This is a genomic window from Acinetobacter sp. Z1 (genome assembly GCF_024296945.1).
Lineage (GTDB): Bacteria > Pseudomonadota > Gammaproteobacteria > Pseudomonadales > Moraxellaceae > Acinetobacter > Acinetobacter beijerinckii.
In genome coordinates this window covers 215841-231612 of the sequence record NZ_CP101115.1, presented here as the reverse complement: position 1 = coordinate 231612, position 15772 = coordinate 215841, and the positions used below count along the sequence as shown (strand labels likewise).

Genomic DNA, 15772 nt, shown 5'->3' with positions numbered 1-15772 from the left:
ACAGCTTTAGTCTTACATCCCAAGGGTCGATTTTTAGGATGCGATACAATGACTGCCTATAGCTGTAATTTCGCTCGTCTGAAGGCAAGTGACGAGAGCCATTTTTAAAGTCTGGGAGAGAGCCAATTGCGTAGTTTACTTGGAGATCATTTGCTACAAAGACTCCAACAGGACACTGAGGGAAAACTGCATCAGCGCCTTTTCCGCTGTTTACGCGCTGCTATTATTGACGGCGTGGTTCAACCGATGACACGGTTGCCTGCTTCGCGGGATTTGGCCAGCGAAATTCACGTCTCACGAAACACCGTTTTAACGGCGTATGAACAATTACAAGCAGAAGGTTATTTAGAAGCGCGGACAGGGCATGGCACATGGGTCGCAGAAAAACTGCCTGAAAGTTTCTTAAATACCAAGAATAAAAAGAAAGCTCCTGAGCTGACAAAAGTTCAAAGCTCATACGTGCTATCACAACGCGGCTCAAACTTATTGGGTTATGCTGCTGCATCACCGCATCAATGGGGAGCCTTTGTGCCTGGTGCACCAGATGTAACCGAATTTCCTCATCATATTTTTAGTCGTATACAAGCGCGTTTAAGTCGCGAACCTGATGTCAATCGACTCATTTATAGCAATGCAGGTGGCTGCATTGAACTACGCAGTGCCTTGGCTGATTATTTACGTGTTGCTCGTTCAGTACAATGTGATGCAGACCAAATCATTATTACTGAGGGGATTCATCAAGCGATTGATTTAGTATCTCGCGCGCTCAGCGATATTGGTGATCATATTTGGATTGAAGATCCTGCTTATTGGGGAATGCGGAATACGTTACGAATTAATGGCGTACACATTCAACCCATGCCTGTAGATGCGGAAGGTATTATTCCTGAACAACAGCCAAAACAGCCCCCTAAATTAATTTTTGTGACCCCATCTCACCAATATCCATTGGGTTCACATTTAAGTTTAGATCGACGTAGACAACTCATCCAAATCGCGCGTCAGCACAATAGCTGGATTGTGGAAGATGATTATGACAGTGAATTTCGTTTTTCAGGTCAGCCTTATCCTTCACTACAAGGCTTAGAGAGTAATGCGCCTGTGCTCTACATGGGTACTTTTAGCAAAACGATTTATCCATCTTTACGCATTGGTTATTTAGTTGTACCTAAACCTCTGTTCTCACCTTTACGTATTGTTGCCGCTGAACTGTATCGTGGTGGACATTTGCTTGAGCAAAAAGCACTCGCTGAATTTATTCGTGAAGGTCATTACGAAGCGCATATTCGACGCATGCGCTTACTGTATGGCAAACGTCGGGATTATTTGGTTAGTTTAATTCAACGTTATCTTGGGTCTGAGTTTATTCATGAATACGATGAAGCTGCAGGTTTACATTTGGTTTTAAAATTACCAGATCATTGTGATGATGTTGCCATCGCAGCAACTGCACTGGAACGTGGCGTCAAAGTACGCCCACTTTCTCAATACTATATGCAGTCACATGCACATGCCCAACGCGGTTTGCTGATGGGCTTTGCTTGTGTCAATGAAAAAGATATGGTGATGGCATTTGGTGTGTTATTACAATGCTTACGAGAAGCGAAAGTTCCCACGCTCAATTAATCATCAATCAATCCAAATCTTAAATAAAAGAGCCTCTATAATAAAGAGGCTCTTTTATTTTCAAAAATTAAACTAATTTTTCTTCATGTATTTGGTTTAAGTGCGACGCTCGACGCTCTTCTCCCCAACGCAATTTTTGTGAGACAAAACCAAAGAATACGATAATGCCAAACAGTGCTGTAGTGTAGATGACTTCTTTGAAATAAGTACCTTCAATCAACATGGTGAGAATTGCACCGATGATCGCAAAGATCACCAGATAAGTTATATAAGGAAATAACCACATTTTAAACTCAATCGGCGTGCCTTCTGCTTCAAGCTTTTTACGCATACGCAGCTGAGAATATGCAATGGTCAAATACACATACAGTGTTGCTGCACCTGTAGTTAACATGAAAAAGTCGTAGACATTCATACTTTCCGTAGCCGTTAAAATCACAGCAATCACTGAGAAAAAGCACGACACAATCACCCCAACCCAAGGGCTGCTCTTACTATTTACAGAGCCAAAACTTTTCGGTGCATCACCGCGTTTTGACAATGAAAATAACATACGAGAACAGGTATACAATGCTGAGTTAAAACAGCTACATACTGAAGTTAAAACCACGAAGTTCACGATATGACGCGCTTCTGGAATACCCAGTGCATTTAAGGTCACACTATAGGTTCCCCAAGTTGAGTCTTTTAATAATTCGTTATTATGTGGAATCAAACAAACCGCAACAAACATCGAACCGACGTAAAACAGTACAATTCGCCACACCACTGAGTTAGAGGCTTTACGAATTTCTTTAGAAGGATTTTCAGACTCTGCCGCCGCGACGGTGACAATCTCCGCTCCGATATAAGCAAACATGACTCCAAGTAACGCCGTAATCACGGATGATGCACCATTGGGCATAAAGCCTTGCGCAGTTAAATTACTGACACCAGAAGCAGATGCATCTCCCCATGGCCATAAGTGCATAATGGCTAAACTACCGATCACAAGGAATATCACAATCGCAATCACTTTGATAAGTGCAAACCAAAATTCAAACTCACCATAATTTTTTACGTTTTGTAAATTTACAGCGACTAATCCAACAATCACTAGAACCATATAGGCCCAGATTGGTATAAACGGAAACCAGCTATTTAAAATTTTTCCAGCCACATAGGCTTCCCATCCCATCAGCATCGCTAAGGTACACCAATATAACCAACCGATGGAAAAACCTGCCCAACGACCAATGGCACGATCGGCATAAGTTGAAAATGAACCACTGTCAGGATTTAAAACCGCCATTTCACCTAACATGCGCATAATGAACCAAACCAGTAATCCACCTAAAGCGTAAGTGAGAAACACCACTGGTCCTGTGTTGTAAATAATACTGCCTGAACCGACAAATAAAGAACCACCGATCACACCAGCAATTGAAATCATGGTGAGATGGCGTGATTGAAGTCCATGTTTTAAATTTTGGGAGAGATTGGCTTCAGAACCATGTTGATGTGCTGCCATATCATTTTCCTTAACCTATGAAGATATAAACAACTCAAGACTTCAAATGCTCGATATTGTTTGAATATCTCCTAAAAATTGTGTCACTCAATCCATCTCTCATCATGAAAGAAATATAGCTCAAGCGACGCTTCCGTATGCATACTTCCTATAGCTTTAATTTGTCGTTTTGGCTCTGAAGAAACGAGAGCCATTTTTATAATAAAAGAGAGAGCCAATTGAAAAAATTATGCACAAAAATGGAGAACTTTACTTTTAAAAGAAAACTCCATATTTAAAAATCCTGTATTTATTATTTTTTAATTAGATACAAATCAATCACTTAAACAAAACTATTATTTATTTTTTACATATTCATTGAAATATTCTTGCTGACTTTGATCCAAATTTTTTTCTAGAAATCATTAAAAAAGCCCCATCTTAATTTTAAGACAGGGCTTTTTTATAGCCTAAACCAACCAATTAAAATGGAAATCCATATGTATTTTAATATAAATATTAAATTTCAAATACTTATAAAGTATTTTTAATTTTTTGTAAAGTTAAATATCTTTTAATCAATGTTGATTACATTTTCTTAGTTCCTTCTAACATTTATCTTTACAAAAATAACTTAAATGAAAATATCTAAAATTATCTAACTTTATCTTTTTTATATCCAGAAATATTTTCTTTATAACTTCTATGATTCTTATCACTAGATAATCACTTTGATAGGAGAAATAGAATGTCTAGAACACCTAACGATGATCGCTCTGATAGCATGAATCCAAATAATGATGCCTATTGGGATTCTCTAGATAATCATTCAGATCAATTAAATCCAAACAATGATCGCTACCAAGGATAAAGCATTATGCATCTAGGAGATTTCGATCTCCTATTTGTTTTAGGGAAAGCTATGTATTACTCAAAAGATAAGGACATCAATGCATACGTAAAGCGACTACTTAAACATAAGAGCTTTCGTATCATTAGCGGTAAAAAACACGATCAACTGTGTATATTCGAACAGCGGAAGTTAGCTATACCTTCCACTCCGAGTAAACAGAGAAGCTATATTGAATTTAAAAATACTGTTAAACGCATTCTAAGAGAACTAGGAATAGTAAATTATGAAGCAATACTGTGATGATCCATTCTTGGATAATCTGTTACATAAAACTCAAAGGCTTAAAAAAGGGAGTTAATAGTCTCTTTTTAAATTTATTAATAGACGAAAGGGCAGCAAAACTTTCGTTGGCTGCCCTTTCTTACCCACCCCTAACCCTTAATTCATAAACTTAGTTTTCGGGACTTTCGTTTCCTATTCTGTTTCCAGAATCTAAATCTATGCCAGAATGGATTTTACCATCGCGTTACAGCAGCGAATTGGCTGAACTGTAAGACTCAAGCGGTAAAATCAAGTAAGTCGATTACGACTCATTGTGAGGCTTTAGGCGCCTACAGCCTTGAGGTTTACTTTAAGTTACCAAGTTGCAGGAAGCACTTCAACCTCTTTTACTTGATAACCATTCATGACTAACGAATTTAATAATAGGTAATCGATAGTAAAATAATTTACTAAGTATTCTTCATTTACTAAAGACTCTTCACGGTAGTTACGCACAAGTTGAATGGGGTCGTCTCAGGAAACGGAAAATATAGCACGCTAAGGATTTTCACTCCGACTTCTTTTAACGATATCCAACACGGTATTTTTGCTTAGATTGACCAGCCGACCGACTTGTCGATAAGAGTGTCCAGCAGACACCAACTCCAACACTTTAGGTGCCAGACGATCTGACTTGGTACGTTGACCAGGACGACGACCAAACACAACGCCCCGCGCTTGTGCCGCTGCTACACCAGAGCGCACACGTTCACGTAGTAAATCTCCCTCAAACTCTGCTAATGCAGACATCACAGAAGCCATGAGCTTTCCCTGAGATGTGGAAAGGTCAAACTGCAAACCTGTTTGTGCCACCAGAGATACCCCGAAATGCCCAAGATCTTGTAATGACTGTACGAGATCCACGGTGCTTCTGCCCCAGCGTGTCAATTCCGTCACCAAGATGGCATCGATTTCACGAGATTGCGCCATGGTCATCAAGTATTTTCTTTGCAATCTCTCATCCTTACTGCCTGATGCAGTTTCTTTCCAAACACCGACAACATCGTAGCCGCAACGATTGGCGTAGGCACGTAGGTCATATTCCTGTCGTTCGCAGGACTGATCGTTCGTTGATACTCGGCAATAAATGGCCGCATTCTGTCCCAATTGAACCTCCTTGCGAAATTGCAGCGCAAAGCTAAGCGTGGCGGTACAAAATAATGTACCTTTAATAGTTTAGTTTATTTGGGACTAATGAGCCATGCCGCGCCATTCTATTTTGTCGTCCACGGAATTGGGAAGCCTGTTCGAAATTCCAGATGATAGAGCTTTTATGCTTCAGCATTACACTCTGAGTGATTCTGATAAATCCATAGTCCATCAACATCGAGGGGCATCCAACAAGCTAGGCTTTGCAATTCAACTTTGCTACATGCGTTACCCTGGAGTGATATTGGGTATTAACGACGAACCATTCAAACCCTTACTTTTCATGATGGCTGCTCAACTTAGTATATCAGTGGACTGCTGGAATGATTATGGTCAGCGCGAGCAAACAAGACGAGAACATATTGCCGAATTGAAAAAAGTTTTTGGGTTCAAACTATTCACCTTGAGTGACTATCGGCAATCGGTCAATATGATGGTGGATTTGTCCCTTCAGACAGATAAAGGTCTTATTTTAGCCACAACTCTCGTTGAAAATTTACGACAAAAATCAGTCCTTTTGCCAGCTATAAATGCAATTGATAGTATTTGCGCAGAAGCAATCACATCTGCCAACCGCATAATTTATACTGCTTTGACGAGTTCACTTTCAGAAACTCATCGTCAAAATATAGATGCTTTGCTGAACCGTAAAGAGGGCAGCAAACTGACAATATTGGGGTGGCTTAGACAGTCACCAGCTAAACCAAACTCAAAGTACATGCTTGAGCACATTGAGCGGCTGAAGTGCTTACAAGCCATCGATCTACCTGAAGACATTGGAAAACACGTTCATCAAAATCGCTTACTGAAAATTGCTCGCGAAGGTGGGCAAATGACTCCTGCTGATTTGGCCAGATTTGAATCTCAACGTCGATATGCCACTTTGGTAGCAATCGTTGTGGAGAGTATGGCCACGATCACCGACGAAATTATTGACCTGCATGATCACATTATTGGAAAGCTATTTGCTATCGCAAAAAATAAACACCAGCAACAATTTCAATCATCAGGTAAAGCGATCAACGACAAAGTGCGTTTGTATGGGCTTATCGGGAAAGCCTTGCTAGATGCCAAGCAAAATGGCAGTGATCCGTTTGCCGCCATCGAAACTGTTATTTCATGGGATGCTTTTGCAGCAAGTATTACTGAGGCAGAAAAACTGGCGCAACCCGAAGACTTTGATTTTTTACCACGAATTGGCGAGAGCTATGCAACTTTACGCCGTTACGCGCCAGAACTTCTTGCCATACTTAAATTGCGTGCTGCCCCAGCAGCAAAAGATATGCTTGCCGCTGTAGAGTTGCTCCGCAGCATGAATGTTGATAATACACGAAAAATCCCCTCTAATGCTCCAATAGCGTTTATCAAAAAACGGTGGGCAAGACTAGTCTTTACCGATGATGGTATTGATCGCCGCTATTACGAAATATGTGTGTTATCTGAACTTAAAAACTCGCTACGGGCTGGGGATCTCTGGGTACAAGGCTCTCGCCAATTCAAAGACTTCGATGAGTATTTAGTGACTGCTGATAAATTTAATCAGCTAAAACAGTCCAATGAGTTACCTCTAACCATTACTACTGATTGTGATCTATATTTGCAAAGTCGCCTTTCACTATTGGAGCAGAAATTAGCAATCATTAATCGCATGGCAGCGACCAACGATTTGCCTGATGCGATGATCAATCCAAAATATGGCGCAGAGCCTGGAAGGTTATTTTATACACACATTTCTGATCAATACGCACCATTTAGCAGTAAGCTGATCAATGTGGGCGTTCGTGATTCAACCTATGTTCTTGATGGGCTGCTGTATCACGAGTCTGATTTACGCATCGAGGAACACTACACCGATACGGCTGGATTCACCGACCATGTTTTTGCACTCATGCACATGCTAGGGTTTCGATTTGCACCACGAATTCGTGATCTGGGCGATACGAAACTCTATATTCCAAAGTCAGACATAGACTATGCCGCACTTAAACCCATGATTGGCGGCACACTGAATATCAAACAGATTCGTACTCATTGGGACGATATTTTGCGTCTGGCCGCATCAATCAAGCAAGGGACTGTCACAGCGTCGCTAATGCTACGTAAACTCGGTAGTTATCCACGACAGAATGGTTTGGCATTGGCATTACGAGAGCTGGGGCGTATTGAGCGCACACTGTTTATCTTGGATTGGTTGCAAAGCGTAGAACTACGCCGTCGGGTTCAAGCTGGATTAAATAAAGGTGAAGCCCGTAATGCATTAGCGCGCGCCGTTTTCTTTTATCGATTGGGTGAGATTCGAGATCGAAGCTTTGAGCAACAGCGTTATCGAGCCAGTGGCTTGAATCTAGTGACCGCCGCCATTGTATTGTGGAACACGGTTTATTTAGAGAGAGCGACTAACGCCCTACGAGGGCATGGTCGCACAGTCGATGATACCTTGCTGCAATATCTGTCACCGCTGGGGTGGGAGCACATCAATTTAACTGGGGATTATCTATGGCGAAGCAAAGCCAAGATAGGTGGTGGAAAATTTAGGCCATTGCGCGCAATTGAAAAACCTTAGCGTGCTATATTTTCCGTTTCCTGAGACGACCCCTACAAGGGCCGTAAGCCGTCACTGACTCCTGAACAAGTGGCTCTGCTGCATCAACGTCTTGAATCTGGCGACTACAAAACCAAGCGAGCATTGGCGAAGGAGTTTGGGATTTCTGCGCCAACGCTGTATCGGTATCAGTAGTAGTTCCAGCTATTTGATATTATTTGTCTATCTATTGAAAATTTTTCTGAGTAAAACAGGGTCGGCATCCTGAACTGAGCTTGCTCCAATTTTATTTGCTGCTAACCGTAAACAGGAATCGACCGATACAAACCAACTTGCCATCAAGTAGTAACTGAACCGATACTGTCGTAATGCGCCGACCCGCACGAACAATACTGGGGACTGCCTGTAACGTACCTATAAATGCTGGCCGCAGGTAATCAAAGGTCATCGTGGAGCATAAGGGCAGCTCATTATCACCACGCTGACGGGCAAGATAGGCGGCGGCGGCCACTTCACCAAAACTCGCGAGAATGCCGCCATGAAACGTGCCAATCATCGGGTTGCCGATATGCGAATCACGAAAGTCCATAAAGTACTGTATTTCTCCATGTTGCATTTCCTCACGAAAACCTAGAAAATCGACAAAAGGCTCGTCACACAATTTTAGTGGGGGTGTTTCCGCGCTCATCTGATTTACTATACTCATATCACTCGCCTCGCGCTTCATTGCTGTCAAAAGAGGGTCCCATCGTGCCGATTGCGAAAGAACCAGTGACAGTAGCCAGTAGCTCACCACTGTCTTCTGCAACCGCTCGGCCCGTGATAAAGGCCACCGTATCGGTTCTACCAATGCAATCCACTATCGCCTTTAAACCTACCGCAGAGGGAATACGTCGCAAAAAATCGACACGCAAATCAATAGTGGCAATCGGCTCTAACGACCGCAATGACGAAAAAATAGATAAGCCGCAAGTCGTATCCAGCAGCGTCACCAAAGCCCCTCGATGCAGTGAGCCTTTACGGTCAGAGAGTTGCTCAGAGAAGGGCATCGTCATCTCGGCATGACCATCGCTCACTGCACCAACACTAATATTGAACATATTGAATAAAGGGTGATTAGTACCAAAAAACGCCTTAGCCATGGTCAGGTGTGCCGTGTTATTACTGTCCATTTTTGAACTCCCGCCATTGCTGGCTGATTTTATTGCGAAAAAATTAGCGGCACGTCTCAAAGTGCAAGGGCGGCATCTGTATAATTACGTTCGGCCTGCATCACCGCCACAATGGCCTCTTCAATGGCGGCATATGGAAAGTTTGTGCTTTCCGAGGCAGACTTCAAACACATGGCTAATGCCGTCCATGCTTTTTCGCAAGCCCTCATTAACAGGGGCAGTCGATATTGCTGTACACTTGCGTCATAGTGAACCGCTTCATCAAGGAATTCAGCGTACATTTTGCGGAAGCCGCCGCCACCTGTGCCACGCTTTTCAATAATTTGGTAGGCAAATCGGGTCGTCCAGTGCCAATCGCCTGTGGCTCCCCAACGACTCAGTTCGGCCAGCCATGTTTCCAGTGCCGATATGCCACTCACAGCTAATGACTTGGCGTTGTCATGGATGACACCGGTAATCATCTCGGGGGTAATTTCGCCTTGAAACGCGGTGGGCGTGAACATATTGCCATAGTGAATAAATGGGGGCTGTGTAGAAAAACGTGCGCGGGTCAGTGCCTCTCGCGTCACCGACAAAACACTCGGACGCTCGGTATCGGTGACAAATACCGCACCTGTCTCTGGATTTCTCGACCAAGCGGCTATGGCGTGACCGGGAAAGTGCGTGCTGCTGTTGAAGTAAGGTAAATAAAAAATATCCGTCAGCAACAGGGTGGGGTGACCCGCATCCAAACATTTCTCCAGCGCGGTGGCTGCCGATTCGGGTGACTCGAAGGTTTGCCACTCAAAGGGTATACCGATACTTTCAAATACGCGCGCTTCAAACCCCAAAGACCGCACATGCACTAAAAATGGCACAGGGGCGTCAGCCATTTCCAAATAGGTCACGCCAAGCCCTGAGCCTAATCCAAAGCACATGGCCTCGGAAATATTCAGCCCATTAAACTCGAGCAAATCACGAATTGCGGAGCTGCCACAATGCCTCCCGATGGCGTGCGTGATACGGGATGGAGTCTTATAGTTGGTCACAGGTTTTTTGCCTCTTCGTGAAAATCTGGATTAAGGATGCCTCTTGTCATCATCTGCCATATCGCATCCGCGATCTGTTCAAGATTGTACTTACCATTTTCTTTATACCAAGTGGCAGCCCAGTTTATTGCTCCTAGCCCAATCAGTCTTAACAGATCTGCATCCACATCGTTTCGGATACAACCATAAGACTGCAGATCATCAAGAATTGTCTGCCAATATCGCTCGTATCTGTCTCTCTCAGCAATAATCTGCTCACGTGCGACTCCATGTACCGAGCGCCACTCAAACAACAACACATAAACCATATCGTCACCCGACATAAGGATATCGACATGTGTCTGCAGTGCCGATTGCATTTTTTTGAGTGGATCTTGAATCGCGGAAGTCGCCTCAACAATCCTGTAAATAGTTCTCTCAATAGCAAGCCGCATCATATCAACCAAAATATCGTCTTTACTACGATAGCGGTAATGCAGACTGCCTGGAAGAATACCACAAGCACTGGCAATTTCTCGCACACTGGTACGCTCAAAACCCTTTTCTCGAAACAGCTTGGCAGAAGCGGCTAATACTCTCTCGCGGTCAGCAACTTCGACTCGCGTAGATTCACTACTCAACATAGTTTGACTCATAACATTATATCAATAAGACAGGTTACTCGACTTGGTCAAGTCGAGTCGAGTCTTTCACGGTCTCTCCTGATCTATACAGCTTTTGCAATGGGGACATTAAAAACAATTCGTGACGCTTCCATAGGGTCTTGATGCTTATCATATTCAGCCAGCCAAGAATTAACCTTTTCTGGGATTTCGGTGTCGCTAGGATGGAAACCTGGCTTAAACCAGTCCAGATAGCGTGGAATAAGTCTGGTAATCAGGCCACGTGGTCCATAGAGGCGATAAAATCCCTTAGCAAGCACCAATGGCTGACCTTGTAGTTTGTCAATTTTCAACATATGCCAAAGAACTGAGCCAACCACCGCATGTACCAGTAGCGTTCCGATAATCAAAGCAGATGCGCGGGTGAAATACCCCCCACCTGCCGCTGTTTCGTAAACATCAAAGGCTACTGTTTTGTGTTCGACTTCTTCTACCCCATGCCACATGAACATGGCACGCATTGCGGGATGAGCATTCTTGAACATCTCACCCTCACCCTCCATAGCACCCTCGCCTAGTACAGCAGTAATATGTTCAAAGGCAGCTGTCATGGCCAACAGATACTTGGCGGGCAGGTGTTTTTGGGAGAGCCGAATAAATAATTTGAATCTTGCGATGACCTTTTCGACATGAATGCCTTGCGACTGCATCACCGCATTATACTGGTCATGCACAATGCCATGTTGCGCTTCTTGGCGAAAAAAGTTTTTGATATCTTCTCTCAGTTTAGGATCTGTGACCAGATCCTGATAGTTACGCACCGACTGAATAAAAAAACGCTCTCCATCGGGGAAGTGAATAGAAAGTGCATCAAAGAAGCGTGTTAACACCGGGTCACCGTCGTTCCAAAAAACTGGAACATCACTTAAATCAAACCGCGGCTTACGTGGCTGGATATTGATCATATGAGTCATGGCGAGAGTTTCCTTGTAAAGGCATCGAATGTCTGTAAACCTGCTATCACATTTGACCTTGAGCAATATTTTTCACCTTGGTCAGGCACAGCAAATATCACACAAGAATTCAACGGGTATTGGTCAAATGACCAAATGCATATTTTGAATATATATTGGTCGATTGACCAAATGTCAAGCCTGTCCTCAAAATTTGATAGAATGAGTTAACAACGCAGCAGGTGAGCCAGATCATCTTTGACATCGAATATAGCTACCAGACCTTTTGGCAGAGGTGTTTTTTTAATGTTAGTTTTTTTACATTAGAGTGTGTTGACGTTTGAAAATATTGATTGCAAATTGGAGGCAGACTCAGAGAATTAAAGCTCTCCCCATCCGAGTCCACCATGCCACGCTTTATGCTGAACGACCAACATTGAGCAAAGATTTCTCCTATGCTCAAGCAACAGGACATTGATCACAAACCAAATTTACGGCTCACCGTAGAAGCCATGCTCTACAGAATGTGGGTGAAATGTCCATGGCTAGACCTACCTCCTGACTGAGTTTGGTCAGCAGCCTAATCTCTACAAAAGATACAACGACTGGTCAGCAAAAGGTTTTTTCCAAAGCATACTCAGGGTTTTATCTACTGACTCTGATATAGAGTAGGGGTTATGGATAGCAATTACGTCAAGGCACATCAACATAATGCACGTGCTGCAACTCACGATCAGGAGGCGATTGGCTTAAGTCGAGGTAGCAAGACAAGTAAGATCCATCTTGCCGTAGATGGGTATGGATTACCCATCGTGTTTGCGATCACGGGTGGTGAATTACACAAAGCCAAAGCTGCACCTGACTTGCTCTCACAGGTATCTATCGATGCCATTCTGATTAACATCTGAATCAGCGTAATGCAAATCTAGCCTGATGTAGTTTTAAGCTACCCCATCAACGCCTGTACCGCAATCGACTCATCCGCCAACCGCAGTGGATCGACCGCCGTACCAGCCGTGATCAGCTTTTTGCTTAGCATAAACTCCTGCGGACGATTCACACAATCCGCCGCAATCAGGCGACCCGCCTGCAAATAAAACGCTGCAAAGCTACGCCTTTGCTGCACATCACCCCGAATCACGATCTGATCATACCCCTGACTGAGTCCCGCAATCTGCAACTTTAGATCATACTGATCTGACCAAAACCAAGGCAAACTCTTCGAGGTCCGCTGTAAGCCACACAAGGTCGCCGAGGCAATTTTGGCCTGTTCATTGGCGTTTGGTACCGACTCCAAGCGCATCCGCCGCTGATAAATCGGATTAAACGCATTGGCACAATCCCCGATGGCCACAATCTCTGGCGCACTGGTACGGCAATACTCATCAATCACAATACCATTGTCCACCTGCAAGCCCGCGTCCAGCGCCAACTCGATATTCGGTACAACCCCGACCCCGATGATCACCAGATCTGCATCGAACATCGAACCATCGGCACACAGCACCGCTTGCGCCCGCCCCTCACCCGTGATCGCCGTGACCGACACACCGGTATGAATCGTCACACCCTGTTCGCGATGAATCCGCGTATAAAAGTCCGACACTTCCGGTGCAGTTACCCGCTGCAAAATCCGCTCGGCGGCTTCCAAGACCACCACCTGCATGCCCTGCTCGGTCAATGCGGCGGCTGTTTCAAGACCGATATAGCCACCACCGATCACCACTGCTTTGCCGTTGGGTTGTACAAATGGCTGGATAGCCTGTACATCGCTGATATTTCTAAGATAATGCACACCTGCCAAATCAGACCCAGCCAGCGACACCGTCCTGACTCGTGCACCGGTACACAGCGCCAACTGGTCATACGCAAGCGTACTGCCATCTTGTAGTGTCACGCTGCGCGCTGCCCGATCAATCGCAACCACCCGCCCGTGCCGAAATTCGATCTGATTTTTTTGATAAAAAGCGGCTGGCCGAATCAATAACTCATCGACCAGTTGTGCACCGCATAAAAAGGTCTTGGACAACGGCGGTCGATGATACGGCAAATACGGCTCATCGCCGATCACCACAATCTCGCCCTGCCAGCCATCTGGCCGCAGACTTGCCGCCAACTGCGCCGCAGCATGACTTGCGCCAATGATGACGATTGTTTGCATATGAATTCACTCAGTTCATGGTTGATGCACAGCATCAATTGTTGCCGACGACAGTTGCAAAATGCCTCTGTCGCCTATTTTGATACCTACGCTTTGGCAGTCAGTTTGACCATCATCTTGGCATAGCCGCGCACAAAGTTAGACTGCACCAACTCTGGCTCACCCAATACCTCAATATTGTCGAAGCGAAGCAATAACTCCTCCCACAGAATCCGCAACTGCATCTCGGCCAAGCGATTGCCCATACAGCGATGCACACCAAAGCCAAATGACAAATGATTGCGTGCACCTTTACGATCAATCAAAAACGCATCTGGCTGTTCAATCACCCGCTCGTCACGATTGCCCGAGGCATACCACATTAAGATCTTGTCGCCCTTACGGATGGTTTGGCCGTGCATCTCGATGTCTTGCTTGGCGATGCGACGCATATACGCCAGTGGGGTCTGCCAGCGAATGATCTCGGACACCATATTTGGAATCAGGCTCGGTTGGTTTTTCAGTTTGACAAACTGCTCAGGAAACAGGTTCAGCGCATATACCCCGCCGGTCATGGAGTTCCGCGTGGTGTCATTCCCACCGACAATCAGCAAGGCCAAATTGCCCAAAAACTCCATCGGACGGTGAATCAAATCCTTGGTATCGTCATTGCTCAGCATTAAGCTAATCAAATCAAATCCCATCGGCTCACCTGCCGCTTGCTGAGCCGCCTTGGCATGCCACAGCGCGGCAAACTGCTTGGCCATATCAGCGGCGGCATTAAAAAGCACATCGTTGTCGCTAATCTCACCGCCCGTGGCTTCTGCGCTGCCCGCCAACGTATCAGACCAGTACACCAGCTTGTGCCGCTGTTCATACGGAAAATCTAACAAGGTCGCCAGCATGCGTGCGGTGATTTCTTTGGACACCCGCTCCACCCAATCAAACGGCGTATCGAGCGGCAAATCATCCAAAATCTCTTGTACCCGACTGCGGATCAGCCCTTCCATTTCTTTTAAATTTTTCGGTGCGACCACACCTTGTACCGCTTGACGCTGCACATCGTGCTTAGGCGGATCCATTGCAATAAACATTTCCACATCCAGTCCGGCGGGCGGCTTGCCAATCACAATCACCGGTTCCGCCGAAAACAGCTCGTGGGATTTGTCCACGAACACAATATCGTCATAACGGGTAATCGACCAAAATGCACCGAATGGACTGCTTTTTTGGTAATGAACAGGACGCTCGTCGCGTAGCCGCTTAAAGTATGACTGCCATTGATGCTGTCGATATAAAAACGGATTGCTCATATCGATGTCTTCGAGCTTGAGCGTGGCAACATCGGGGATTGGCTTTTCTACAAAATCAGGGAACGGTTGCGCCTGTGTCACCCGTTGCTTGACCTTTTGGAACACCTGCATGCCTTTCACTTGTAAATGCATGGGTATCGGCAGCAGGGCTGAAATTTGGTTTAGTGTGGCTTGCATGTTTTTCATGATTCATTCCTCAATGATGATGCTTAACAGCTGTTGAAATCTGCCGTCACTACATTTGAAACTCAGGCAAATGCACCACCATGCCATCCATTGCATCGGACAATTGAATCTGGCACGCCAAACGAGACGACGCCGTACCTTCTGGTACCATCTCTAGCATGCGCGCCTCTTCGTCATTGGGCTGTCCTGTCGCCGCCAGCCAAGCACCGTCAACGATCACATGACAGGTTCCACAAGCACATTCGCCACCGCAATCTCCATCAATGCCGGATACGCCGTGATCGATAGCCAGTTGCATCAGCGACTTGCCCGCTTCGATGTCAAGTACGGTGGCGGTACCGTCATACTCGATCAATGTAATTTGACCCATTATTACTACTCCTGTGTGGTATACGGTT

General features: G+C 44.9%; 14 protein-coding genes and 1 pseudogene. 5 read left to right on the top strand and 10 right to left on the bottom strand.

What is annotated here, in order from left to right:
* Positions 1-126: 126 nt before the first annotated feature.
* Positions 127-1626, top strand: coding sequence for a PLP-dependent aminotransferase family protein (locus tag NGC85_RS01055; protein ID WP_254804565.1), 1500 nt, complete (start codon positions 127-129; stop codon positions 1624-1626).
* A gap of 67 nt (positions 1627-1693) precedes the next feature.
* On the opposite strand, the gene NGC85_RS01050 is transcribed toward NGC85_RS01055, so the two are convergent.
* On the bottom strand, positions 1694-3136 hold the full coding sequence (locus NGC85_RS01050; protein WP_169108965.1) for an amino acid permease: 1443 nt from the start codon (positions 3134-3136) through the stop codon (positions 1694-1696).
* Positions 3137-3863: 727 nt separating this feature from the next.
* Here NGC85_RS01050 and NGC85_RS17445 point away from each other — a divergent pair.
* Complete coding sequence (locus tag NGC85_RS17445; RefSeq protein WP_257232889.1) at positions 3864-3986, top strand: hypothetical protein; 123 nt, start codon at positions 3864-3866, stop codon at positions 3984-3986.
* 801 nt (positions 3987-4787) lie between these two features.
* On the opposite strand, the gene NGC85_RS01045 is transcribed toward NGC85_RS17445, so the two are convergent.
* A complete protein-coding gene (locus NGC85_RS01045) occupies positions 4788-5396 on the bottom strand; it encodes a recombinase family protein (RefSeq protein ID WP_004726718.1) in 609 nt (202 codons plus the stop codon).
* 94 nt (positions 5397-5490) lie between these two features.
* Between NGC85_RS01045 and NGC85_RS01040 the strand changes: the two genes are divergently transcribed.
* On the top strand, positions 5491-8001 hold the full coding sequence (locus NGC85_RS01040) for a Tn3 family transposase (RefSeq protein WP_254804564.1): 2511 nt from the start codon (positions 5491-5493) through the stop codon (positions 7999-8001).
* Between the two features lie 33 nt (positions 8002-8034).
* Positions 8035-8175: pseudogene (locus tag NGC85_RS01035) on the top strand (helix-turn-helix domain-containing protein); the annotation flags it as partial.
* A 91-nt stretch (positions 8176-8266) separates the two neighbouring features.
* Here NGC85_RS01035 and NGC85_RS01030 read toward each other — a convergent pair.
* The 5 genes from NGC85_RS01030 to NGC85_RS01010 form a co-directional block, all read right to left on the bottom strand.
* Positions 8267-8686, bottom strand: a complete 420-nt coding sequence (locus tag NGC85_RS01030) for a PaaI family thioesterase (RefSeq protein ID WP_000029507.1) — start codon at positions 8684-8686, stop codon at positions 8267-8269.
* A gap of 1 nt (position 8687) precedes the next feature.
* Entirely contained in the window at positions 8688-9152 is a 465-nt protein-coding gene (locus NGC85_RS01025; protein WP_000378064.1) for a PaaI family thioesterase, read from the bottom strand.
* Between the two features lie 56 nt (positions 9153-9208).
* Complete coding sequence (locus tag NGC85_RS01020; RefSeq protein WP_000186299.1) at positions 9209-10180, bottom strand: BtrH N-terminal domain-containing protein; 972 nt, start codon at positions 10178-10180, stop codon at positions 9209-9211.
* The gene (locus tag NGC85_RS01015; protein WP_000952904.1) at positions 10177-10803 is read right to left on the bottom strand and encodes a TetR/AcrR family transcriptional regulator; all 627 of its coding nucleotides are present in this window, start codon (positions 10801-10803) and stop codon (positions 10177-10179) included. Before NGC85_RS01015 ends, NGC85_RS01020 begins: the two co-directional genes overlap by 4 nt.
* Before the next feature lie 83 nt (positions 10804-10886).
* Entirely contained in the window at positions 10887-11756 is an 870-nt protein-coding gene (locus NGC85_RS01010) for a metal-dependent hydrolase (RefSeq protein WP_000149466.1), read from the bottom strand.
* A gap of 656 nt (positions 11757-12412) precedes the next feature.
* Here NGC85_RS01010 and NGC85_RS01005 point away from each other — a divergent pair.
* Positions 12413-12643, top strand: a complete 231-nt coding sequence (locus NGC85_RS01005) for an IS5 family transposase (RefSeq protein WP_004656998.1) — start codon at positions 12413-12415, stop codon at positions 12641-12643.
* 38 nt (positions 12644-12681) lie between these two features.
* Here NGC85_RS01005 and NGC85_RS01000 read toward each other — a convergent pair whose 3' ends face one another.
* The 3 genes from NGC85_RS01000 to NGC85_RS00990 all read right to left on the bottom strand — a co-directional run bounded on the left by NGC85_RS01000 (position 12682) and on the right by NGC85_RS00990 (position 15744).
* A complete protein-coding gene (locus NGC85_RS01000) occupies positions 12682-13896 on the bottom strand; it encodes an NAD(P)/FAD-dependent oxidoreductase (RefSeq protein ID WP_001193555.1) in 1215 nt (404 codons plus the stop codon).
* 86 nt (positions 13897-13982) lie between these two features.
* Complete coding sequence (locus NGC85_RS00995) at positions 13983-15374, bottom strand: cytochrome P450 (RefSeq protein ID WP_004658516.1); 1392 nt, start codon at positions 15372-15374, stop codon at positions 13983-13985.
* 49 nt (positions 15375-15423) lie between these two features.
* Positions 15424-15744: a 2Fe-2S iron-sulfur cluster-binding protein gene (locus tag NGC85_RS00990; protein WP_004658513.1), complete on the bottom strand. Its 321-nt coding sequence runs from the start codon at positions 15742-15744 to the stop codon at positions 15424-15426.
* Positions 15745-15772 lie beyond the last annotated feature (28 nt).

Coding starts and splice junctions, on each gene's coding strand:
- NGC85_RS01050 (WP_169108965.1), bottom strand. CDS start 3,136: ATGGCAGCACATCAACATGGTTCTGAAGCCAATCTCTCCCAAAATTTA.
- NGC85_RS17445 (WP_257232889.1), top strand. CDS start 3,864: ATGTCTAGAACACCTAACGATGATCGCTCTGATAGCATGAATCCAAAT.
- NGC85_RS01040 (WP_254804564.1), top strand. CDS start 5,491: ATGCCGCGCCATTCTATTTTGTCGTCCACGGAATTGGGAAGCCTGTTC.
- NGC85_RS01030 (WP_000029507.1), bottom strand. CDS start 8,686: ATGAGTATAGTAAATCAGATGAGCGCGGAAACACCCCCACTAAAATTG.
- NGC85_RS01025 (WP_000378064.1), bottom strand. CDS start 9,152: ATGGACAGTAATAACACGGCACACCTGACCATGGCTAAGGCGTTTTTT.
- NGC85_RS01015 (WP_000952904.1), bottom strand. CDS start 10,803: ATGTTGAGTAGTGAATCTACGCGAGTCGAAGTTGCTGACCGCGAGAGA.
- NGC85_RS01010 (WP_000149466.1), bottom strand. CDS start 11,756: ATGACTCATATGATCAATATCCAGCCACGTAAGCCGCGGTTTGATTTA.
- NGC85_RS01005 (WP_004656998.1), top strand. CDS start 12,413: ATGGATAGCAATTACGTCAAGGCACATCAACATAATGCACGTGCTGCA.
- NGC85_RS01000 (WP_001193555.1), bottom strand. CDS start 13,896: ATGCAAACAATCGTCATCATTGGCGCAAGTCATGCTGCGGCGCAGTTG.
- NGC85_RS00995 (WP_004658516.1), bottom strand. CDS start 15,374: ATGAAAAACATGCAAGCCACACTAAACCAAATTTCAGCCCTGCTGCCG.
- NGC85_RS00990 (WP_004658513.1), bottom strand. CDS start 15,744: ATGGGTCAAATTACATTGATCGAGTATGACGGTACCGCCACCGTACTT.